The organism is Legionella bononiensis, assembly GCF_016786215.1.
In the GTDB taxonomy this organism is placed as follows: Bacteria; Pseudomonadota; Gammaproteobacteria; order Legionellales; family Legionellaceae; genus Legionella; species Legionella bononiensis.
Map to the genome: position 1 here is coordinate 65,446 of NZ_JADOBG010000011.1, position 21,911 is coordinate 87,356.

Consider the following 21,911-nt stretch of genomic DNA (forward strand, 5'->3'; position numbering starts at 1 on the left):
TTGATTCGAGATCACCTGATTTTGATGGATGATCAATAGCCTATATAATTCCTGTTACCAATTCATAACCGTGTTTGGGCGAAGGCTCAACCATAAATAGACTAAAGGATACCCATGTTTCAATCAGCATTACTAATTGCATTAATGACCTTTAGCATCATCGCTCAGGCAACCCTTCCTGTGGATCCAATCCAGCGTTGTCTGGATGTAAGAAGATACGCTGATTTCACCACAAGGCAGAAAATGGCCGCCAAAGAACCTGGTGTACTGCGTTTTAAATTCCATAAAATTTCAGCATCCGAGCTGCCGATAAATAACCCGGTGGGCAATATGGAAGAAGTAATCAATGCTTTAAATAATCAGATTGAAAACTGCACTAAAAGCCGTGGCGAATTTCAAACCATAACTATTGCTGGTCATCATTACAAGCGCCAGGAATGGTGCCATCAAACCAATATGAAAATGCTTGCTCTAGCAAAAGCTGCCCGTGGTGATTTTCAAAAATATTTATCCGACATCAAAGCTCAATTTGACTGGTATAAAAGTGATGGCTGGCCTGAAAATCACGCAGGATTTAAAAAGGGAGAGTTTCAATTTACAGCTTATTACGCGCCAGCAGCTATTGAGGCTCGCTCCAAACGTGGTGGAAAATTTTTATATCCTATCTACAGTAACCCCGGTGTTGTGAATGCATCGTTGGAATGCAAAAAAATTCATTGCAAAGCTCCTCTTTGCGGAGTTGATCCACTGACCAAAATGCCACGTGGATTTTGTCAGAAAAATGCTGATGGTACTTACTCTGTAGCACCAGATCGACACGAAATCGATCATGGAGCATTAGATCAAAAATACGTCATTGGCTATGTTAAAGACCCGAATGACCCTGCTTTTTTAATGGTTGAAGGTTCTGGGTCATTAATTCTCGATGGTACATTATTCCATCTTAATTATGATGGTTTCAACGGCCGACCTCGCACCATGCTTGGCCGAATAGTCCAATGCGCACAAGACCCAACCTGTGGTGGCAATCTGGATGAAATTGAACGTTGCTCAAGAGATCCCAAGTGTCATGATGAAGCAAAACTACGCTGTAACGTCTCTAAAGAAATCAGACAAAGCGCTGCATCTGAAAAGCAAATTCGCCAATATCTGGACTCTCTAAATTTCGATAAAGCCGCCGATTTGCGAAATCGAGATCAAAGCTTCGTATTTTTTGCTAAAGAAGATGGCGGGCCTTATGGTTCCGAAAATATTTCTCTGACGCCACATGCTTCTTGCGCAACTGATCACAAGGTCATTCCAGTTGGTATGAATTTTATCTACACCTGTCAAAAAGCGACTTCATGGTGCGTGGCCCAAGACACGGGTGGGGCCATTATGGGAGCTCATGTTGACTGCTATAAAGGTGAGGGTGACCAGGCTGGTATTGAAGCAAATAATCTCAATCACACAGGCTCATTATTTGTCGCGCTGCCAAAACGCTAACAGCTAAAAGTTGAAACGCATTGGCACCAAACCTTGGTGTCAATGGCTCAATATTCACTATACGCCAGGTAGTTACTTATCAGATGCTTCAATTTTATTCCTCATCCCCGCGAAAGCAGGGATCCACACAACAATGTGGCATTGTGCGAATTGTCAGGATGGATCCCCGCTTTCGCGAGGATGACAGCCTAAAAAAATAGTCCAAATCCAGCTAAACCATTTTTCTCTTATGAATGTATTACCAACCCACACAGTATGAACCAGCAGCTCCCTTCTCCCTTTTCAAGGGAGAAGGGCCGGGGATGAGGGTTGCTGATCATCGAGCGTAAGTTGGATCGCGACCCAACTTACTTACTTATGAACGAGCTACCAGCCTACACAGTATGTAGTAGCAGCAGCTCCCTTCTCCCTTTTTAAGGGAGAAGGGCTGGGGATGAGGGTTTCATATCAGGTGGCACGATAACTGTTTTTAAATTGGCTTTGTGGCAAAAGCAATTTCAATAACGTCATTGGGATTAAACATTTCTATAAAATACTGAAGCATTTCCATTCTGGACTCATCACTTTGATCCTGTGCAAGCAAATCGGCTCCATATAAAGCTAAATCTTCAACAATGCGTTCATGTCGATAGTAAGACAACATGGTTTTGTCGATATCAGTTGTACCATAACCCTCATAAAAATATTCAATTTCTTGATGTTTATTCCAGACATGACCAACACCACCGCCTATAAACATAAGATCTCGTTCTTTAGGGCCCATCATTGGCTCATCCCAATCAATAATATAAATAGAGTCATCATTGGCAACTAAGATATTGCCTGCATGTACGTCTGAATGACACAGAACATAGTGTTCAGGATCTGGATGAATTTTTTTAGATAATTCTTCTGTAGAGTCAACTAATCGATGAATTTGAGCACTATTTTGTTTAAAAAAGGCTTTGAAGTCCGCAGTAATTTTATCATCTGAACTGTCAGGTTCAATCCGGCTATAAAACGATCGTACCATTTCCCTCCATTGTGTTGAGTACGATTCCTTTCTTAATTGGTTTTGAATCAATGCAGGAACAGTTATCTCGTGAGTTGATCTTAATGCTGTTCCGAGCTGTTTCCATTGTTTTTCTGTTAAATTTTGAGTGAACCCATTGGGAGCATGGATAAAAGGATAAACAATAATTCTAAAACGATCTGACAGCTGAGATGATTTTCCTTCAAGTGTATTGATAGGAACAATCAGTTCTTTTATTCCAGAATCATGAAGGATAGAGATAATCGATAAACCTATATCATCATGATCGCCATATTTAAATTTTACGAAATAAGAGTTGGAGTTGTCTTTTGCATCTGATTTATACGCAAACGCGTTGAAATCAGCACCACCTGAGATTAACTGCGCTGACTGGGCATTAATTCCATAATAAATCTTCAAGAGCTGGATGATTTCCTGTTCTTGAATTGGCTTCTTTGACATATAAATCAGTTATTAGTTTTAAACAGATGATCATGTTAAATCAAATAATAAAACGAGAGTACTTATAATTTACTGATTTGATATAGTTAATCAAAATAAATGCTTTTATAAATCTTCTTCAATAGCATCCAGACTGGCTTGCGCGAAATTACCATCACGCTATGGATTAGCGCCATATATGCCTAGTGCACCAATAGGTTAGTATTGAATTGCTTTATTCAGAATACTCAAGAGAAATTTGTCTGGTAATTTCCTCTATGGGCAAACCCATAACATTGTAATAGGAGCCTTTTATGTCTTTCACAAAGGTATCATATACGTTCTGGATACCATATGCTCCTGCCTTATCAAAAGGATCACCTGTATCAATATAATCTTGAATTTGCTCTTCTGTAAGCGTGTGAAAAGTAATTTTCGTTGTCACATAATCAATCTGCCATCGTTGCTCTGGTAAAAAAATCAGAGCATAGCCGGTATAAACTTCATGTGACTTGCCACTCAGCATGCTTAACATTCTATATGCATCCTTGTGGTCGCTGGGTTTTTCTAAAATATGATCCTGAAGTGCAACGGTAGTATCTGCGGCAAGAATTAAATCAACACCGTCGACAGCAACCTGAGATAAAATAGTTTGAGCTTTTTCTTTGGCAAGTCGAGTTACATATGCTTTAGCATCCTCCCCTTTTTGCTGAGTTTCTGCAATATTGGCGGGAATAGCATCTGCATTCAATCCGTGTTCTTGCAAGATTCGCAGACGTCTTGGTGACGCGCTGGCTAGTATGATTTTTAGTGGTTTATCGGGTTTCATAATAAAAGTTCTGCTCGAATGCAGCAAGTGTAGACTGAGCTGTAAAGCTCAGCCTACTCTGAGTAACTGCCTTACTTGGCAGCTGCAGCTTTCTTTTCTTTCTCTTTTGCAATCACTGCTTCAGCAACACTGGTTGGACATGGAGCGTAGTGAGAGAATTCCATAGAGAATTGACCACGACCCGATGTAAGTGTGCGCAAGGTACTGATGTAACCAAACATTTCTGAAAGAGGAACATCGGCTTTAATGCGTACGCCAGATGCGCAAGGTTCTTGTCCGGAGATCATACCGCGACGACGGTTCAAATCACCAATAACATTACCGACATCATCTTCTGTGCTGTAAACATCAACTTTCATGATGGGTTCAAGCAATTGTGGAGCTGCTTTTGGTATTGATTGACGGAAAGCGCCTTTTGCAGCAATTTCAAATGCAATTGCGGAAGAGTCAACAGGATGGTAAGCACCGTCAGTGAGGTTAACAGACACATCTAAAACAGGGAAACCTGCTAAAGTACCTGAGCCCATCATTGAACGGAACCCTTTCTCAATCGCAGGGAAGAATTCTTTAGGAACGTTACCGCCCACAACAGAGGTCACAAAAGTGAATCCAGAGTTTGGTTCCCCTGGTGAAATAGTGTAATCAATTTTACCGTATTGACCAGAACCACCGGATTGTTTCTTGTGAGTATAACTGTCCTGAATCTCTTTTGTGATGGTTTCGCGATAAGCAACCTGAGGTTGACCTACTATTAATTCAACATCATAAGTACGCTTCAGAATATCCACTTTAATATCAAGGTGTAATTCACCCATACCACGAAGAATGGTTTCACCTGAATCTTCATCCGTTTCAACTCTGAATGTTGGATCTTCCGCAACCATCTTACCAATCGCAATACCCATTTTTTCGGTAGAGCCTTTATCTTTTGGCGTGACCGCAATAGAGATTACTGGTTCTGGGAATACCATCGCTTCAAGGGTACACTCATGATTAGGATCACAAAGAGTATGACCGGTTCGAACGTTTTTCATACCTACGATAGCGATGATGTCGCCTGCTTCTGCATGTTGCAACTCATTACGCTCATTCGCCTGCATCTCAACCATACGTCCGACACGTTCCGTTTTACCAGTAAAGGAGTTCAGAATAGTATCGCCTTTATTCAATTTTCCTGAATAAATACGTACGAAAGTCAAAGCACCAAAACGGTCATCCATAATTTTAAATGCCAATGCTCGGAATGGCTCATCAGGAGAAACGATAGCGAATTGGCCATTGGGCTCACCTTCAGCATTGGTCAACGGCTGTGGATTAACTTCATGTGGAGCAGGCAAATAATCAACGACCGCATCCAGTAATAATTGCATCCCTTTGTTTTTAAATGCTGAACCGCAATAAGTCGGGAAGAAGGCTAATTCGAGAGTACCTTTACGGATACAACGCTTGATGTCTTCAATTGAAGGCTCTTCACCATCAAGGTAAGCCATCAGCAAATCATCATCCATTTCAAGTGCCGTTTCAATTAATTGAGCGCGGTACATTTCAACGTCGTCATGCATATTGGCAGGAACGTCAGTAACGGTGTAATTTTCAGGCTGACCAGTTTCATCCCAAACGTACGCTTTTCGAGTTAATAAATCAACAACACCTACGAAGTCATCTTCAATGCCAATTGGCAAGGTCATAATTAATGGGTGTGCGCCCAATACTTTTTTCACTTGCTCTGTGACTTTCAAGAAGTCTGCGCCGATACGATCCAGTTTGTTTACGAAAATCAAACGAGATACTTTCGAATTGTTCGCATAACGCCAGTTGGTTTCTGACTGAGGCTCAACACCACCGGAACCACAGAATACCCCGATACCGCCATCGAGAACTTTCAGTGAACGATATACTTCGACAGTGAAGTCTACGTGTCCTGGGGTATCGATAACGTTGAAACGAGTACCTTTCCAGAAACAACTTACAGCTGCTGACTGGATGGTAATACCGCGTTCCGCTTCCTGTTCCATGAAATCGGTTGTTGATTCACCTTCGTGAACTTCACCCATTTTGTGGATTCTACCGGTGAGCTTAAGAATTCGTTCGGTAGTGGTGGTTTTTCCGGCATCTACGTGGGCGAAGATACCAATGTTTCTATAAAGGTTTAAGTCAGTCATAGCGCTCTTATAAATTTAAATGGAATAAAAATAGTGACATAGTATACAGTATTATATCCGGATTTGCAGCAGTTCCGTGCATCGAGTTAAAGAAATTGATCAGAATAAAAAGCACCCGCTTAAACAAAGGTGAAAATAGAGGTACTCATGGACCTTTGAAGGCGTTTAAATAATTACCAGTCCCTCCCATAATGTACTAAAATTATCTATATAAACCCAATCTATCAGGTGCATCATGAATAACCAGGATCCTGCAGTTACCTGTTCTAATCCACGGTTAATCTCAGCTATTTACTTTGGATTATTATCCGTTGTAGGCACTATTCTTATTAATGCTTTTCTTACTTCTATTGGAATAAAAGAAATCATTCCGCTTTTTGAAGCAGTGATTTTGGGAATGGTTATCGCTTCATGCACTGGCGCATTAATGGGAGAGAAAATTATTCACTGCCCAACACCATACAAAGCTAAAACATTTCTGATTGGGTTTTCCATGGTTATAGCCTCTTTACCCATTTTTGATTTAGGACTTTTATTGTTCATGATAAAAGAAAACTCAAATTTACTACCTATTGCACAGATTAAGAATATGATTTATTTCTATCTGTATATTCTTGCCTATAGCTATATTCTATTCGGTGTCGTACTGGCCATAGGCGCAGGACTAGCAGCCATGTATCTACGTGGTCAACTGGTATACGATATTTTATCTACCTATCTACCCAAGGAAAAAATATCCAAATTACCAGATTCTCCATTAGAAAAAAGCAAAATTGAACATTCTGATCGGGTTAGCATCAAACATCGATAAGATACCTGACCAATGCACTAACTTAGTTTGCGTTATTATTTTGTGTAATAAAGCCTGGAGTTATACCGGGTAATCTATAATTTAAATTAACATTTCCTCTAAAAATATAATCCTTATGAATAAAAAACAGATGGGTAAAGAAGAAAATAAAGCGCGTGTCTTACAAACGATTAAAGCAATAACTTTTGATGTACAGGGAACCTGTGTTGATTTTGTTCAACCTCTTATGCGCGTTGGAGAGGAATTCAATCATCGAAAGAACATGAATATCGATTGGGCTACTTTATCATTTGAGTGGCGGGAATTATACCGCAACATGCTTGATGAAGTAATTTCTGGACAACGAATATGGATGAGGGTTGATCACATCTACCGTCAAACTTTAGATACCTTGTTGGAAAACAACAAACTGTCACCCTATTTCTCCATCTCTGAACGCGATGAGCTCAACATGATTTGGAGTCATCTGGAACCTTGGCCAGACAGTAGAGAAGGACTTGGCCGATTGCGCCAAAAGTTCGTTACTTCAACATTATCCAATGCGGGTATGGCGACAATGGTTTCTGTCGTTAAACATGCCAGGCTGCCGTTCGATGCATTGTTAACCGCTGAACTGGCACATGACTACAAACCCTCCCCCGCTGTGTATCAGCTTGCGGTAGATTATCTGGGTTATAGACCCGATGAACTATTAATGGTGGCTTGTCATAAATATGATTTGAACGCTGCGCGGTCCTTTGGAATGCGTACTGCTTTTGTAACTCGTCCTCTAGAATTTGGCCCACACGGCAAACCTGACCTTACTCCTGAACCTTGGTTTGATTTATATGTCGATAGCTTCATCACTCTGGCGAAAGCATTAGGAGCATAAGGTTGTCATATTTATAACCTGTACTCATAGTGCTTAAGTGAATCGACATGCTGTACTGTATGGAGATAAACAGTAAGACTCAAGAGTTCTTGATTTTGGTTTGAGGCAGACTGATTAGAAACTCATATATTTTATCAGGGAGATCCGGTGCTTTGTAAAAATATCCTTGTGCAAAATCACATCCATGAGACACTACAAAATCTCGTTGAAACTCATTTTCTATTCCTTCAGCCAATACCTGAATATTCAGACTATGACCTAAGTTAATAATCGCTTTTGCAATAGCTGCATCATTAGCATTGGATGCCATTTCACTAATAAAGGAACGATCAATCTTCAACTTATCTACCGGGAATTGCTTTAGATAGGAAAGACTTGAATAACCGGTACCAAAATCATCGATAACCAGCTTGGTTCCCATATCTTTTAAGGCATACATGGTTTCAACGACATGATCTATATCTTCAATCAATAAACTTTCAGTTAATTCAAGTTCTAGATATTTTGCCTGCAATCCGCTGGATGTTAATGCTCTTGAAATCATTTCAGGCAAATTAGTTTGACGGAATTGTCTTCCAGATATATTCACTGCAATGCTTAAGTTCTTTAGTCCTTGTTTCTGCCATGTTTTCATTTGTCTGCACGCTTCATTCATGGCCCATTCACCCATCTCAAGAATTAGACCATTTTCTTCAGCCATAGGGATAAAATCAACAGGACTTACCAAGCCCAAAACGCTGCTATGCCACCGCATTAAGGCTTCAAAACCAACCACCTTCGATTGCTTCAAATCAATTAAGGGTTGATAAACTAAAAACAACTCCTTATTTTTTAGAGCATCTCTTAACGCAGAGTCTAATTGCATATAATTAATAACTCGTCTATTCATTTCCGGTTCATAAACTCGATAGGTATTCCGCCCGCTATCTTTCGCATGATACATGGACAAATCAGCACTCTTCATCAAGGTCTCATAATCACCTCCATCTCGAGGATAATAACTAATACCCAGACTCGCTGTAATTTTTAAACTGTGTTGATCTATCTGTATTGGTTTTTCTATTGAATGTAAAATCTCCTGTGCCAAAACCTCAGCCTGTTGATAAGAGTCAATTTCTGAAAGTAAGATTACAAACTCATCGCCACCAAGCCTGGCTACCGTATCAAAATCATCTGTTGCAATTAAAAGTCTGTTCGATATAGCCTGCAATAATTTATCACCCATAGTATGACCCAAGGTATCATTAGTCATCTTGAATCGATCCAAATCTAAAAACAGAAAAGCTAAAATGGATTTTTTCTTTTTGGCCAGAAGAATTGCTTGATCAACCCTATCCATTAATAACACTCGATTGGGTAAATGAGTCAATGAATCATAGGTAGCCTGCATGACCAATTGATTTTCCATATCCCTGCGCTGCGTAATATCATTAAGAATGCAAATATAATGTTTCACATGACCAAAAGAATCTTTCACTGGCGCAACGCTTATCTCACACCAGAATACCTCTCCATTTCTTTTAATGCTTTCCATCTCAACTGTTTCTTCGCGTAGTTCTCTTATCGCCAGCTCTATCCTTTTGTTATTCACCTCTTCAGAATTTGAACCTAATAGGCTGATCAAGCTTTTTCCCAGAGCCTGTTGCTCGGAATATCCCGTCGTCCGTTCAAATGCCCGATTAACATAAATCACTTTATTTTCATTTTTTGAAATATCGATAATCGCTATTCCATGAGTACTTGCTTCAATGGCTCGTTCACGTATTCGTAACTCATCCTGGGCAAGACGTTTTTGAGTAACATCTCTAAAACTGTAAACCCGCCCAACAATCTGTGATCCCACCCGTTGTGGTTGAGTGAAACGCTCATAGATTCGACCATCCTTAAAAATCAATTCGGGTAATTCCCCTTGCCACTCAGAATTTTGATATAAGTATTGGACATCGGAAATTAACGATTGAGGATCAATCAACTGCTCCAATATGTACTCAAAACTCATGCTTTCCTTCCCTGACTCCAACATATAAGAAGGAATGCGCCACATTTCAACAAACTTTTGGTTCCAGTCAACTACAGCTCCATGACCATTTACCATCATGATTCCATCCGCAGTGGATTCTAAAGTGGCTCTAAGTAAGGACAAGGATTTCTCGAGTTCGAGGTTTTTTTCAACAATTTCATCCGTTTTAATAGATATATTCTCAGTCAAGGGTGATTTACTTGAGCGTTGAAACTCAGGTTGAGTGTGATACCACTGCTCCAACAGATCGGATAAGCCGGGATGATTACCTACTATTCCCAATTCGTCACTAATATCTGTTACAGATGGCTCTTTGCCCCTTTTTTTTATTTTTTCAGCGGCAGCGGCAACTTTTTCGTAATTGATTTCTTGCCTACGCATGCATCCCTCACTAGAATGTCCTTCATGATAATTAGCGGCATTTTCTATATTTACTTTAGCAAATAAAGCACTTAAAGTACAGTTAATGAACAACCGAGGATCTAATGACTCAGGAACAATACTGAGTTTGAATTTTGAAAAAGGATTACAATAAAATGAAAAAAACTCACTTTGATACACGTGCAATTCACGCAGGTCAAGAACCTTGTCCGAGCACCGGTGCTGTAATGACTCCTATATATGCTACGTCTACCTACAAACAAATTGCTCCAGGTGAACATCTTGGTTATGAATATTCCCGAACAAAAAATCCTACCCGATCAGCTTATGAAGCCTGTGTCGCCAGTCTGGAATCGGGTCAACATGGATTTGCCTTTGCATCAGGTATGGCTGCAATCAATACCGTGATCGATCTACTGGATGCTGGAGATCACGTAATAGCCATGGATGATCTATATGGCGGCACCTTTAGATTGTTCGACAAAGTAAAAACGCGTACATCTCATTTATCATTTTCCTTCATTGATATGTCTAATCCAGCGACTCTTGAAGCTGCCATTACTCCAAAAACAAAATTGTTATGGTTAGAAACTCCTTCAAATCCCATGCTAAAATTAGCCAATTTACGTGAAATAGCGGTCATTGCTAAAAAACATGGCCTCATCACTGTTGCAGACAATACTTTTGCAACGCCCTGGATTCAACGCCCCATAGAACTGGGATTTGATATAGTGCTCCATTCCGCGACCAAATACCTTAATGGACATTCAGATGTTGTCAGTGGTGTTGTCGTTGTTGGAGATAATTCTGAATTAGCGGAACGATTGGCTTATCTGCAAAACTCATGTGGTGGAATTGCAGGTCCCTTTGACAGTTTTCTGGTTTTACGAAGTCTGAAAACCTTATCCATTCGCATGGAACGACACTGCCAAAATGCCAATCAGCTCGCAACGTGGTTAAGCAGCCATCCCAAAATTAAAAAAGTTATTTATCCTGGATTAACAAGCCATCCGCAGCATTCATTAGCCAAAGAGCAAATGCATGATTTTGGCGGTATGATTTCTATGGTAATCGATGGCGACCTGGAGCAGGCTAAGAGATTTTTAGCCCGTTGTGAACTGTTTACGCTGGCAGAAAGTCTCGGAGGAGTTGAGAGTCTGATTGAGCATCCTGCAATTATGACTCATGCTTCTGTGCCAGCCAAACAACGACAAGCCTTAGGTATAGATGACGGTTTAATCAGATTATCTGTTGGAATTGAACATATAGATGATTTACGTGCCGATCTGGAATATGCCTTAAGCTAAAAATATCATTTAATATCGGGAGTAGTAATTCATGCAAACACCAAATAAATATCGGGGGCAAATTCATGCCGTAATTGCTACCCTGCTTCTTATCTTTTCGACTACCCTTTGCTTTATACCCATCCTGTTTATTGGGTTATTTAAATTGTTTCCCAATAAATCGTGGCAGGCGCTCTGTACTCGATGTGTGGATGCGATTGCCACGTTCTGGTGCGGCATTAACAATTACTATATAGATAACGTACAAAAAATTAAGTGGGAAGTTACTGGTTTGAATAACCTAAATCCCAAAAACTGGTATCTTGTTGTTGCCAATCATCAAAGCTGGCTTGATATTGTGATTCTTCAACGAATATTTAACAGAAAAATTCCTGTATTAAAATTTTTTATAAAAGATCAATTAAAATGGGTTCCGTTGCTTGGATTTTCCTGGTGGGCTATGGGCTGTCCTTTTATGAAAAGATACAGCAAAGAATATCTGGCTAAAAAGCCCCATAAACAAGGTAAAGACCTGATTTCCACATTCAAAGCCATAGAAACATTTAAAAGAACTCCGGCATCAATCATGAATTTTGTTGAAGGGACCCGCTTTACCTTATCTAAAAAAGAACAACAGCAATCACCATACAATCATTTGCTCAAACCCAAAGCCGGGGGCATCAGTTTTATTATCAGTTCTATGGGCTCACAAATCAGCAGCCTGTTGGATGTAACCATAGTTTATTCAGAAAAGAATCATTCACTTTGGGATTTTCTATGCAAACGAGTAAAATCGATTAAAATAAATATCCGACAAATTCCCATACCAGCCCAATTTACCTCATTAAGTCTCATTAATGACCACGCAACACAAAATGAATTTAAAGATTGGTTAAACAAACAATGGGCTGAAAAAGATACTCTAATAGCCTCATTACAGGAATAAAAAATGAACTCACTACAAACGATTATTGAACAAGCATTTGAACAACGTCAAAGTCTGTCCATGAATACCGCCTCACCAGAACTGATTGCCGCTATAGACGAAGTTCTGTCCTGTCTTGATAATGGACAGTATCGTGTTGCAGAACAAATAAATGGTGAATGGACGGTTCATCAATGGATAAAAAAGGCAGTGCTTTTATCATTTAAGCTCTTTCCTAATCAAGTGATTGACTCAGGATTTTGTCAGTTCTATGACAAGGTTCCTCTAAAATATACTGGTTATACCAATGAGCAATTCCAACAATCAGGAGTTCGTGTTGTACCTCATGCCATGGTTCGACGAGGAGCCTACATTGCAAAAAATACGGTATTAATGCCTTCCTATGTTAACGTAGGAGCTTATATTGATGAAGGTGTTATGGTAGATACCTGGGCCACGGTCGGTTCCTGCGCCCAAATTGGCAAAAACGTTCATTTATCTGGAGGAGCCGGCATAGGTGGGGTTCTGGAACCGCTCCAAGCCAATCCGACTATTATTGAAGACAATTGTTTTATAGGGGCACGTTCGGAAGTTGTTGAGGGTGTCATTGTAGAACGAGATTCAGTCATATCTATGGGCGTGTTTCTAGGTCAAAGTACAAAAATATACAATCGCCTGACGGGAAGCATTACCTATGGCAGAATCCCTGCAGGATCAGTAGTCGTAGCAGGTAACCTGCCCAGTGAAGATGGCAGTCACAGTTTATATTGTGCCGTTATTGTAAAGCAAGTTGATGAAAAAACTCGCGCCAAAGTAAGCATCAATGAATTACTAAGAGCTAATTAAAATGAATGATATTGAAAGTATCCTGGCTAAACTCGTTAGCTTCCGTTCCATAACTCCCGAGGATGCTGGTTGTCAGGACTTTATGATCCAATTCCTGAAGAACTTGGGATTTTCTTGCCAAATAATGAATCAAGGCCCTGTATCTAACTTTTTTGCCTCTTACGGTTCTATTGGACCCTTGTTAGTCTTTGCGGGGCATACAGATGTAGTTCCGGTTGGCGAGATTACGAAATGGAATTCCGATCCTTTTGTACTCCAGGCCAAGGGCGATACGCTTTACGGGCGCGGAGTTGCCGACATGAAAGGCAGCTTGGCGAGTATGCTGGTTATGGCTGAACGTTTTATCAAAACGCATCCTTCATTTTTGGGAAGATTGGGATTTTTGATCACCAGTGGTGAAGAAGGTGATGATTTTGATTTTGGAACCCCTTATGTTATGGAGCAATTACAAAAGCAGGATACCCATATCGACTATTGTGTTGTAGGTGAACCATCAAGCACCGCTCAAGCCGGTGATGTAATAAAAATCGGCAGAAGAGGTTCCTTGAGTGCCAAAATCACCCTGCACGGCAAACAGGGTCATGTAGCCTACCCTCATTTGGCTGATAATCCCATCCATAGAATTAGCCCGGTACTCGCAGAATTAACCGCCATTCAGTGGGATAATGGCAATGCTTTTTTTCCTCCGACTTCCATGCAAATTACCCATATTCACTCGGGTGGACAAGCCAGTAACATCATACCTGGTGAATTGAATCTGCATCTTAATTTCAGATACTCTACTGAACAAACAGAAAGCACGCTAATCGAAAAAGTAATGAGTACGTTCAATCATCATCATTTGGTTCCCATTATAGAATGGCGGCTCAATGGAGAGCCGTTCCTGACGGATAAAGGAGACCTTCTTGAAAGTTGTAAACAGGCAGTAACCAAAATTACAGGATTAACCCCAGAGTTATCGACCAGCGGTGGTACTTCAGATGGTCGGTTCATTGCTCCTTATGGGGTTGAAGTAGTCGAGCTCGGTCCAAGCAATGCGACAATACACCAGGTGAATGAATGTGTTTCACTAAAGGATCTTCAATTATTGGAGGCTATGTATTTCTCGATTTGTGAACAATTATTACTTAATTAAAGTCAGGACTTACGAATTACCGCTGCGTTGTGTATGAGGGTGTCATGATGAACCCGTATTAGATTCTGCTAATACGGGTTAAGCAAATTCAGGGAAAGGGTTCTGTAAAAACACACTCACCCTCTGAGAATGACAATAACTATCCCAGTTCAAGCTCTAAAGCAGAGTGTTTTTTGGGCTTTATTTTTAAGCCTTCTTCTGATACTGCTTTGTCATTAACTACTTTAGTGACACAAGCATCCGACCAGACATTTAATGCTGTTTCCAACATATCAATCAAGGCATAGAAAGGTAAAATAACGCCCATTAAGGTGATTGGAACATTCATACTGGATAATAAACTGATGCTAAGGAAAAAACAGCCCATTGGTACCCCGGCATTTCCTATGGCCGCAATCGTTGATACCAAAATCCACAAGCCCATGGCAGAATAAGATATTGGCATACCATGACTTTGCATCAAATAAATCACAGTCGCAAATATAAATGCGGCACATCCATTCATATTAATGCTGGTGCATAATGGCAATACAAAACGGCTGATCTTCGGTTTGACCTGCAAATTGGTTTCTACTGTATTCATCGTTACCGGTAAGGTGCCTACAGAGGATTTTGAGAAAAAAGCTACTGATAATGCTGGTATCATTGCACGCATCGTGGCAAATGGTTTAATGCCATTCAATCTCAGCCACAAAGGTAAAATAATAAATCCTTGAATCAGATTAGCTAATACGATAATCAATAAATACTGACCTATACCCTTAATATCCATCCCTGAACGCAACTGAACTACTGTGGAAGTGATGAATCCAAACAAACCTAAAGGGATTAAGGTAATAATCCAACGGGTCATGACTAAAAACATTCCATGAGCACCGCGGAACAATTGAGTAAGAGTTTCTCTTGAATCCTCTTCGGGAATTTGACGTATGGCAAATCCAATAACAATACTCAACAATAATACGCCCATTACCTGCTGCTCAAGGAAGGGAGATAATAAGTTAGTTGGAATAATATTAGCTAAATAACTCAGATAGCCCAGATTATTCATTGAATTTGAAGCTGTTGCCTGCAAATTTACCTGGACCGTATTGGGGTTAATGATTATATAAAGCAAGCAGCTGATCGTTGCTGCAACCAGGGTGGTTAAAAAGGTATATTTAATGGTTCGTTGCCAAATCCGTTTCATCACCCCATCCGTTTTATAATTTGCCAGAGTAACAATTATTGAAAGAGAAATAATGGGTAAACTGATGCATTTAAATATTTTTATGAACAATTCAGAAATAAGCAGTCCCAGTCCTTTTAAAAAAACAATATCAGACATACCGCTTATAATTCCCAAGCCAATCATGAGAAAATAGATTACAGGAGTAGTTAAAATAATTTTTTTGCTTTGGTGATGTGCTGCACACATGTTTAAATCCTTAATTTAGATAATAAAAAACAAGAAATATCAGGGATTTAACAGCAACAACAATACAATAATTTAGTGTTAGAGTTAGATAAAAGGCGGGTAAAATGTAGGGGTTGAATTGACATAAACACCATTACCTTGGTAAAAATTTGAACATATCGGATATATTCTAACACATTATGGGTTTAGGTCAATACTCTTCAACAATAATATGCAAAATAATCAATGTTATAAAAAAAAGACACCGATTCATTGTGTCACTAAAACGTATCTAAGTCCCAGTTCCGTCATCCTGAACGCAGCTAAGGACCTCCAAATGCAGGCATCATGCCGGTTTCGGGAGATCCCTCACTGTGTTCGGGATGACGTTCCCGGTTCCGTCATCCTGAACGAAGTGAAGGATCTCCAAATACAGGCACTATGCCTGTTTCGGGAGGTCCCTCACTGTGTTCGGGATAACATTTCCCGGTTCCGTCATCCTGAACGAAGTGAAGGACCTCCAAATGCAGGCACTATGCCGGTTTCGGGAGGTCCCTCACTGTGTTCGGGATAAGGATAAATTCTCAGGTTTATCGATAACTGGGGTTATTGGACAGTTACGCTTCACTACCATAACTGATTCAACCCCAAATGAATTCCTAATAATCCACCAGTTCAATACTGTTGATTTGTTGCTTGAAACGCATGATGCGTCTATACGCATCATCTATTCGTTTAATATCGATCTGATTGTTCATCACTAGTTGTTCAACGCAATCAATCACTTGAGTCGCTGAAATACTGTCTAATTGATTCGCAAATATCATCATATCTGCACCTGCATTAATTGTAAGAGCAAGTGACTCATCCAGTGAATAATGTTTTGCAATTGCCTGCATTTGCAAATCATCACTGATGATAACGCCATCATATCCCATGGTCTCTCTTAAAAGCCCGGTTAAAATTTCATGAGAAAGTGTGGCTGGAAGTCCGTCATTGTCCAATTTTTTATTAACAACATGAGCAGTCATCACCATCACCGGTTTATCACTATCTCTTAATAAATTACGATAAGGAACTAATTCATCAAATTGAAAGGTATCTGTAACATCGACAAATCCTTCATGCGTATCACCAACAGCACTTCCATGTCCCGGAAAATGCTTATAGCAGCACCCTATTCCATAACTGCTGAATATCGCAACAAATTGTCTGGCAACCTGAGCTACGAGTTCAGGATTATTTGAAAAACTCCGACCCAATTTGCCAATGATACCTTGTTGATCATTTAAATTTAAATCCACCACTGGAGCAAAATTAAGATTAAAACCCAAGGATTTTAATGTGGATGCCATTTGTCTTGCTTCTTCGTTAAAATCAAGTGTTGACAATTTAGCAAGATCGCAAGGTCTCATTGTGGTCATACATCCATCGATTTTAGATAATCGATCAACAGCACCACCTTCATAATCTAATGCGATTAATAGTGGAAGTTCTTCATTGCCAGAGAATAACTTGGCAGAGTAATGATTGAGCTGATGGGTCAAATGTTTGATTTGAGCCTGGTTTTTTAGATTTTTACCGTACATATCAGTAGACAGGTCTTTATCAAATAATAAAACACCTCCAAGTCCATCATTGGATAACCAGTGAGCTATAGGGCTATGTTCGTGTAGTTCAGCACCACTAAACCCCATAATCAACATTTGTCCAATTTTATTTCTAAGAGTAACCATTTGCTCGCCCCATCCTGACTTATGCACGAAATAATACACAAAGATATGAAGTAAGGCTATGTGTTAATCGCAGAACCTACAAAAAACGCTTGCGATGTCACTACTGTCCGGGTTTGGGTTCAGGAATGGTACTAAAATCACAGGTACAATTTCCTTTCGCATCCGGAGGTAACGGAACCTGTGAAAAATCAGCTGTAAAACAAACGGGAATAGTCCAGGCTATATGCTTTGGATCACTCGTTCTAGGCAAAGTCCAGCTTTTAAGAGCAGAATAAGTTTTACCTTCTTCACTTTGCCAAAAAACAGGCGCATATCGAGCATAATAAAGTAAACGTTGGCCAGAGGTACAAGTAAACTCCGTCCGTCCCCAGGTTTTTCCTTTTGGTACAGTGAGGCTGAATAATTTATCATGAGTGGTCGCATCAAAAACATCTACAGATACATCGTAATTAGTCCAACAATTATCTTTAGCCAAAGTATAGTAACAGCTAAAAGACCAGCTTGGACTAGTAAAAAAAATCATCAAAGAAAGAACTAATAGACGCATCATCATAATAAGCCCTTGTTTAACCAGATGTACTAATATTGATTTAAGTATATACAATTCTTAATAGAAATGTTGTGTTGTGGTAATCCAGCATAGGCAAGATGGAGGAAATCTATTTCACGAAAATTCAGTGCTATGCCACTACTGTTTAGGTTTTGGTTCAGGAATGTTACTAAAATCACACTTACAATTCCCTTTCGCATCAGGTGGTAAAGGAACTTGTGAAAAATCAGCTGGGAAACAAACGGGGATAGTCCAGGCTAAATCACCTGGATTTATTTTACCCGGTAACGTCCAGTTCCTTAAGGCAGGATATGTTTTGCCTTGTTCACTTTGCCAAAAAACGGGAGAATATCGAGAATAATAAAGTAAACTTTGAGCCGGGGTACAACTAAACTCCGCCCGTCCCCAGGATTTTCCTTTTGGAACAGTAAGGCTGAATACTTTATTTAGATTGGATGCGTCAATGACGTCTACAGTTACATCATAATTAGTCCAACAATTGTCTTTAGCTAATGTATAGAAACACGTGAAAGACCAGATTGGGCCACTAAAAAAAATCATCCAGAAAAGAATTGAAAGACGCATTTTCATAATAAGGCTGTGTATTAACCAGATCAAATAATAATATGTTGAGTATATACAATTCTTGATAAAATTGTATCGTGTTCGTTATTTAACACGAAAAGAGGTGAGAGGTACTGCAAGAAAGAATAAGTTGAATTCCCTTTCAACTCGCGATCATTTTAAATGCCATTCCATAAATCAGGGGCAAAAACAACAGTTGTCTTCATAATCTTCATCTCTTTCAGACTCAGCTTCGATTCCTGGATTAATTGTCTGTCCCAGCGCCATCAAACCAAATCCCAAAGCCAGTACTGTGGCGGCTAAAGCCCAACCTGCCAGTATCGCCGCCCCCACCGCAGGCACTCCTAAAGCGACGGATAAACCTACCGCAATTATTGAAGTAATTGGAGAGGCAATAAGCAAAGGAAGCGGATCAAATTTTGGTCCCCAAAACATGGTTCCCAAAATATAACCGGTTAAAAAACTATTATGATGTTTTTCAGCATAGGCAAGAAGGACGATATCAATTGAAACCGTACCGATTGCAGCCATAATCAATAAACCAGCTCCACCACCATACATTAAGCCTTTTCCTATGATTAAACTAAAATCAGCAACTCCCTTTTGCATGGTATTCTCTAAAGACATAATTAATTCCTTCTCCAGTAAAAAAAAATGCAAAATACATCATATTTAAACCATAATCAATAAATTTTAATCATATATTTTTTATATCAGCATTAAGAAGATGTATGAAAAACTCCAAAATCGAGGCAAAAAGAGTGATGTAACTGTTCTATAAACTCGGAAGTTTTGTCATACTGAAGTGATAAATGACCAAGTTACTTACCCTAATTTTCAGTTCATTTCATGCATAGTCTTGCATTTATTTTCTGACAAGTATAAGCTTGGCCGGTTGGAGAGGTGGCCGAGTGGTTGAAGGCGCACGCCTGGAAAGTGTGTATACGGCAACGTATCGAGGGTTCGAATCCCTCTCTCTCCGCCAAAATAAATCTCACGCCCATACACTATAAAATAAGCTTCGCTTTCTGAATGAACTAATTTAATTAGGGATATGACAGATGAAAATGAAATTACAATTATTCACATTAGGAATTTTATTATCAGTCAACGTATTCGCAGACGGATACTACCCCGAATTAACATCACAAGATCAGCCCTGGACAGTCATAGCAAGTGTAGGCAATGGGAGATTTCAAGATATATATTCTAATGATGGAAAATCAGTTATTGGACGCCTGGCTCTAGGAAATGAACTGATGCTGTCTGGAGATTTTGCCCTCGGACTGGAGTTAGGGGTGCAAAATGGCCATCAGATGCGTCTAAAGATTCCTAATGAAACATTAGCTGTTCTGGAATGGCTTCCTGTTAAAACGACTCTTGGCCCCATGCTTGATTTATTAATTACAGCTAAGAGCGACCCTTTATTTGGCAGTTCCTTCTTTGCTCAGTTGAAAGGTGGTGTTGCGTACCGATACTGGCAAGTGGAACATCGGCCGATTAAAGAGATCTCACAACTTGCAGGTGAACTCCAAGCTGGTTTTGGTTATCCAATCACTGCCTTGGCCAGTTTAAATGTGTTGTATCAGGGTGTATACGGTAACGACCCGAAACTGAGAATTTATAATTCAACTAAAACTGCAAGTATCTCTAATATACCCATCTTGCATGCTGTATTATTAGGCCTTACTGTAAACCTCTAAATTCAAAACAACAAACCTCTAAATTCAAAACAAACAAAGTGCTGGATTTGTATTGAATTAAAAGAAAAATGAATTCATTGCTGATTATCTTTATTTTCTATAAATTGCACTTAAATCAATATATAAGACTATAATTTAGTCATCAGATAGTAATAAAACCACTATAGAGATCGAGTGTAGTATCCAATTTGCAATGATGACTTCAATGGAGTAGTACCATGAAAGAAAAACATTATGCCTATAAGATAACTCAATCCCCTGCAGATCTGGTTTGTAGTCATGCTGAAATTGAAGAAGATAAAATGCTGGACCTCTTAATTGAAATTCAGAATGATCATACAGAAGGTATATTCTGGATATTTAAGCAGTTTGGTGATCTTCCGAAAGAACCTTTGAGTATTATCGATTGTACGCATAACAGAATATACTACCACTACTCTGGAGAAGTAGAACAATTGAAAGATGCCATAAAAAAATTGACTCATTGATGAGCGTTATCCAATGAGAGCGCAATACCATTGTTTTTTTCTGTACTCACAAAGTTGTTTTAGCTTGCTTTGAGGATTTGAGGCACAACATAGAGAACTTCAATAAGAGCGTGTGCTCATCACTCTTCAAAACCGAAAATCCGATCATGAAGGACTTAATCTTCATCAATTAGCAAGATGCAATACTACGCTCTCGAAGAAACCAATTGTACAATTATTGAAATTATTAAGGTCAATTAAATCTAAAAGTTCAAAATGAATTTGAATTGTTCTTTTTTAGATCCTCAAATCTCTAGACAAATGCACGATTATTAGTAACCATTCAGCTCATTATTCTTTCTAATCTTGAAGAGGCACAATGATGTACTTAAACAAAACTAAAATAACAGTAATTCTCACTTCCATAATTTTAAACTTATTTCAATTGGCTTTTGCAGGAAAATCTATAGAGAAAGCTAGTAACGATACAGCCATTCAAAATGCCATTTTGTATTACATTAATGAGTACAGACACCAGCATGGATTAAGCCCTCTCAAAATGGACAACCGAATTGTTAAAGAAGCAAAGCAACACTCTTTAGATATGGCAAATCATAAAATGCCATTTGGCCATAAATATTTTAAAAGTCGCATCGACCGTTTACATAGTCAAATCAAAGATTCCAACGCTGGCGCTGAAAACGTAGCGTTTAATTATAAAGATGCACAGGATGTAGTAAAGAACTGGTTACGCAGCCCAGGACACAAACAAAACATAGATGGAAATTATAATCTTACTGGTATCGGAATTGCTCGTGATAAAAATGGAAAAATATACTTTACTCAAATTTTTCTAAAAACAGGAACGAACAGTAAATATGCTGCTAGAAAGCCCTTTACTCATTTATTCAATAATTCACTATTCAAAAGAACAGCTTAAGATTAATGAATCACTGGTTCAACAATTGTGTTCAACCAGTGTTCACCATGAGCATCGAGGCACTTAACGAAATCTTTGCAATAAACCCATTTTAGTCAGTGGATTTAATAAAAATAGTAGCCTATTATAGAATCATAGGCGGTACACATTGTTCAGCCAACATCACAACATTGGAAGCCAGATTGAGAATGTGGTGAGCATGCTTAGCCAGACTAAGAAGCCAAAAACATTCCGGAGGAGTCCACCTAGTGAACTAGGACTGTAATCAATCTTGCTGTCTATATCCACTTTAAAAAAACAGGGCGTATATTATACGCCCTTTTTATTTTA

General features: G+C 39.3%; 20 protein-coding genes, 1 tRNA gene and 1 other RNA gene. 13 read left to right on the forward strand and 9 right to left on the reverse strand.

All coding sequences use genetic code 11. The features are described 5' to 3' along the window. Positions 1–114 precede the first annotated feature (114 nt). Positions 115–1,485, forward strand: coding sequence for an MltA domain-containing protein (locus IZU94_RS07935; protein ID WP_203109673.1), 1,371 nt, complete (start codon positions 115–117; stop codon positions 1,483–1,485). A gap of 469 nt (positions 1,486–1,954) precedes the next feature. Here IZU94_RS07935 and IZU94_RS07940 read toward each other — a convergent pair whose 3' ends face one another. The 3 genes from IZU94_RS07940 to fusA form a co-directional block, all read right to left on the reverse strand. Further along, positions 1,955–2,959, reverse strand: a complete 1,005-nt coding sequence (locus IZU94_RS07940) for a phosphotransferase (RefSeq protein ID WP_203109674.1) — start codon at positions 2,957–2,959, stop codon at positions 1,955–1,957. Positions 2,960–3,173: 214 nt separating this feature from the next. Beyond that, positions 3,174–3,767 carry a Maf family protein gene (locus IZU94_RS07945; RefSeq protein WP_203109676.1) on the reverse strand — a complete coding sequence of 198 codons (594 nt, stop codon included), beginning with the start codon at positions 3,765–3,767 and terminating at the stop codon, positions 3,174–3,176. A 71-nt stretch (positions 3,768–3,838) separates the two neighbouring features. After that, positions 3,839–5,929: an elongation factor G gene (gene fusA / locus IZU94_RS07950; RefSeq protein WP_203109678.1), complete on the reverse strand. Its 2,091-nt coding sequence runs from the start codon at positions 5,927–5,929 to the stop codon at positions 3,839–3,841. Between the two features lie 235 nt (positions 5,930–6,164). On the opposite strand from fusA, the gene IZU94_RS07955 reads away from it, so the two are divergent. After that, positions 6,165–6,740 carry a hypothetical protein gene (locus tag IZU94_RS07955; RefSeq protein WP_203109680.1) on the forward strand — a complete coding sequence of 192 codons (576 nt, stop codon included), beginning with the start codon at positions 6,165–6,167 and terminating at the stop codon, positions 6,738–6,740. A 115-nt stretch (positions 6,741–6,855) separates the two neighbouring features. Next, positions 6,856–7,611 carry a haloacid dehalogenase type II gene (locus IZU94_RS07960; protein WP_238400334.1) on the forward strand — a complete coding sequence of 252 codons (756 nt, stop codon included), beginning with the start codon at positions 6,856–6,858 and terminating at the stop codon, positions 7,609–7,611. A 79-nt stretch (positions 7,612–7,690) separates the two neighbouring features. Here the strand turns inward: IZU94_RS07960 and IZU94_RS07965 are convergent, their stop codons facing one another. Continuing rightward, entirely contained in the window at positions 7,691–10,012 is a 2,322-nt protein-coding gene (locus IZU94_RS07965) for a bifunctional diguanylate cyclase/phosphodiesterase (RefSeq protein WP_203109794.1), read from the reverse strand. Positions 10,013–10,167: 155 nt separating this feature from the next. On the opposite strand from IZU94_RS07965, the gene IZU94_RS07970 reads away from it, so the two are divergent. From IZU94_RS07970 to dapE, 4 genes are read left to right on the forward strand one after another with little or no spacing between them, the layout of a single operon-like run. Beyond that, complete coding sequence (locus IZU94_RS07970) at positions 10,168–11,319, forward strand: trans-sulfuration enzyme family protein (RefSeq protein WP_203109682.1); 1,152 nt, start codon at positions 10,168–10,170, stop codon at positions 11,317–11,319. A 31-nt stretch (positions 11,320–11,350) separates the two neighbouring features. After that, positions 11,351–12,244 carry a 1-acylglycerol-3-phosphate O-acyltransferase, YihG family gene (gene yihG / locus IZU94_RS07975; protein ID WP_203109684.1) on the forward strand — a complete coding sequence of 298 codons (894 nt, stop codon included), beginning with the start codon at positions 11,351–11,353 and terminating at the stop codon, positions 12,242–12,244. A gap of 3 nt (positions 12,245–12,247) precedes the next feature. Further along, on the forward strand, positions 12,248–13,069 hold the full coding sequence (gene dapD, locus IZU94_RS07980) for a 2,3,4,5-tetrahydropyridine-2,6-dicarboxylate N-succinyltransferase (protein ID WP_203109686.1): 822 nt from the start codon (positions 12,248–12,250) through the stop codon (positions 13,067–13,069). Position 13,070: 1 nt separating this feature from the next. After that, a complete protein-coding gene (dapE, locus tag IZU94_RS07985; protein WP_203109688.1) occupies positions 13,071–14,204 on the forward strand; it encodes a succinyl-diaminopimelate desuccinylase in 1,134 nt (377 codons plus the stop codon). 139 nt (positions 14,205–14,343) lie between these two features. On the opposite strand, the gene IZU94_RS07990 is transcribed toward dapE, so the two are convergent. Next, entirely contained in the window at positions 14,344–15,621 is a 1,278-nt protein-coding gene (locus IZU94_RS07990; protein WP_203109690.1) for a dicarboxylate/amino acid:cation symporter, read from the reverse strand. A 211-nt stretch (positions 15,622–15,832) separates the two neighbouring features. Between IZU94_RS07990 and IZU94_RS07995 the strand changes: the two genes are divergently transcribed. Further along, positions 15,833–16,174, forward strand: a complete 342-nt coding sequence (locus IZU94_RS07995; RefSeq protein WP_203109692.1) for a hypothetical protein — start codon at positions 15,833–15,835, stop codon at positions 16,172–16,174. A gap of 85 nt (positions 16,175–16,259) precedes the next feature. Here the strand turns inward: IZU94_RS07995 and IZU94_RS08000 are convergent, their stop codons facing one another. The 4 genes from IZU94_RS08000 to IZU94_RS08015 form a co-directional block, all read right to left on the reverse strand. Continuing rightward, entirely contained in the window at positions 16,260–17,336 is a 1,077-nt protein-coding gene (locus IZU94_RS08000; RefSeq protein ID WP_203109694.1) for a glycoside hydrolase family 3 protein, read from the reverse strand. 100 nt (positions 17,337–17,436) lie between these two features. Continuing rightward, on the reverse strand, positions 17,437–17,889 hold the full coding sequence (locus tag IZU94_RS08005) for a hypothetical protein (protein ID WP_203109696.1): 453 nt from the start codon (positions 17,887–17,889) through the stop codon (positions 17,437–17,439). Between the two features lie 135 nt (positions 17,890–18,024). Beyond that, positions 18,025–18,477, reverse strand: coding sequence for a hypothetical protein (locus tag IZU94_RS08010; protein ID WP_203109698.1), 453 nt, complete (start codon positions 18,475–18,477; stop codon positions 18,025–18,027). Between the two features lie 171 nt (positions 18,478–18,648). Then, positions 18,649–19,098, reverse strand: coding sequence for a hypothetical protein (locus tag IZU94_RS08015; RefSeq protein WP_238400333.1), 450 nt, complete (start codon positions 19,096–19,098; stop codon positions 18,649–18,651). Between the two features lie 270 nt (positions 19,099–19,368). On the opposite strand from IZU94_RS08015, the gene IZU94_RS08020 reads away from it, so the two are divergent. The 5 genes from IZU94_RS08020 to ssrS all read left to right on the forward strand — a co-directional run bounded on the left by IZU94_RS08020 (position 19,369) and on the right by ssrS (position 21,864). Beyond that, positions 19,369–19,456, forward strand: a tRNA-Ser gene (locus IZU94_RS08020). Between the two features lie 76 nt (positions 19,457–19,532). Continuing rightward, on the forward strand, positions 19,533–20,174 hold the full coding sequence (locus IZU94_RS08025) for a hypothetical protein (protein ID WP_203109699.1): 642 nt from the start codon (positions 19,533–19,535) through the stop codon (positions 20,172–20,174). A gap of 218 nt (positions 20,175–20,392) precedes the next feature. Further along, on the forward strand, positions 20,393–20,662 hold the full coding sequence (locus IZU94_RS08030; RefSeq protein WP_203109700.1) for a hypothetical protein: 270 nt from the start codon (positions 20,393–20,395) through the stop codon (positions 20,660–20,662). Positions 20,663–21,023: 361 nt separating this feature from the next. Further along, positions 21,024–21,581, forward strand: coding sequence for a CAP domain-containing protein (locus tag IZU94_RS08035; protein WP_203109796.1), 558 nt, complete (start codon positions 21,024–21,026; stop codon positions 21,579–21,581). A 134-nt stretch (positions 21,582–21,715) separates the two neighbouring features. Continuing rightward, positions 21,716–21,864, forward strand: a non-coding RNA gene (ssrS, locus tag IZU94_RS18520) — 6S RNA. Positions 21,865–21,911 lie beyond the last annotated feature (47 nt).

Bases quoted from the DNA above. Each gene is read 5' to 3' on its own strand.
- IZU94_RS07995 (WP_203109692.1), top strand. From the start codon at position 15,833: ATGCAAAATAATCAATGTTATAAAAAAAAGACACCGATTCATTGTGTC.
- IZU94_RS08005 (WP_203109696.1), bottom strand. From the start codon at position 17,889: ATGATGATGCGTCTATTAGTTCTTTCTTTGATGATTTTTTTTACTAGT.
- IZU94_RS07965 (WP_203109794.1), bottom strand. From the start codon at position 10,012: ATGCGTAGGCAAGAAATCAATTACGAAAAAGTTGCCGCTGCCGCTGAA.
- IZU94_RS08015 (WP_238400333.1), bottom strand. From the start codon at position 19,098: ATGTCTTTAGAGAATACCATGCAAAAGGGAGTTGCTGATTTTAGTTTA.
- IZU94_RS07960 (WP_238400334.1), top strand. From the start codon at position 6,856: ATGAATAAAAAACAGATGGGTAAAGAAGAAAATAAAGCGCGTGTCTTA.
- fusA (WP_203109678.1), bottom strand. From the start codon at position 5,929: ATGACTGACTTAAACCTTTATAGAAACATTGGTATCTTCGCCCACGTA.
- IZU94_RS07970 (WP_203109682.1), top strand. From the start codon at position 10,168: ATGAAAAAAACTCACTTTGATACACGTGCAATTCACGCAGGTCAAGAA.
- IZU94_RS07945 (WP_203109676.1), bottom strand. From the start codon at position 3,767: ATGAAACCCGATAAACCACTAAAAATCATACTAGCCAGCGCGTCACCA.
- IZU94_RS08000 (WP_203109694.1), bottom strand. From the start codon at position 17,336: ATGGTTACTCTTAGAAATAAAATTGGACAAATGTTGATTATGGGGTTT.
- IZU94_RS07955 (WP_203109680.1), top strand. From the start codon at position 6,165: ATGAATAACCAGGATCCTGCAGTTACCTGTTCTAATCCACGGTTAATC.
- dapD (WP_203109686.1), top strand. From the start codon at position 12,248: ATGAACTCACTACAAACGATTATTGAACAAGCATTTGAACAACGTCAA.
- IZU94_RS07935 (WP_203109673.1), top strand. From the start codon at position 115: ATGTTTCAATCAGCATTACTAATTGCATTAATGACCTTTAGCATCATC.
- IZU94_RS07940 (WP_203109674.1), bottom strand. From the start codon at position 2,959: ATGTCAAAGAAGCCAATTCAAGAACAGGAAATCATCCAGCTCTTGAAG.
- IZU94_RS08030 (WP_203109700.1), top strand. From the start codon at position 20,393: ATGAAAGAAAAACATTATGCCTATAAGATAACTCAATCCCCTGCAGAT.
- IZU94_RS08025 (WP_203109699.1), top strand. From the start codon at position 19,533: ATGAAAATGAAATTACAATTATTCACATTAGGAATTTTATTATCAGTC.
- yihG (WP_203109684.1), top strand. From the start codon at position 11,351: ATGCAAACACCAAATAAATATCGGGGGCAAATTCATGCCGTAATTGCT.
- IZU94_RS08010 (WP_203109698.1), bottom strand. From the start codon at position 18,477: ATGAAAATGCGTCTTTCAATTCTTTTCTGGATGATTTTTTTTAGTGGC.
- IZU94_RS08035 (WP_203109796.1), top strand. From the start codon at position 21,024: ATGTACTTAAACAAAACTAAAATAACAGTAATTCTCACTTCCATAATT.
- dapE (WP_203109688.1), top strand. From the start codon at position 13,071: ATGAATGATATTGAAAGTATCCTGGCTAAACTCGTTAGCTTCCGTTCC.
- IZU94_RS07990 (WP_203109690.1), bottom strand. From the start codon at position 15,621: ATGTGTGCAGCACATCACCAAAGCAAAAAAATTATTTTAACTACTCCT.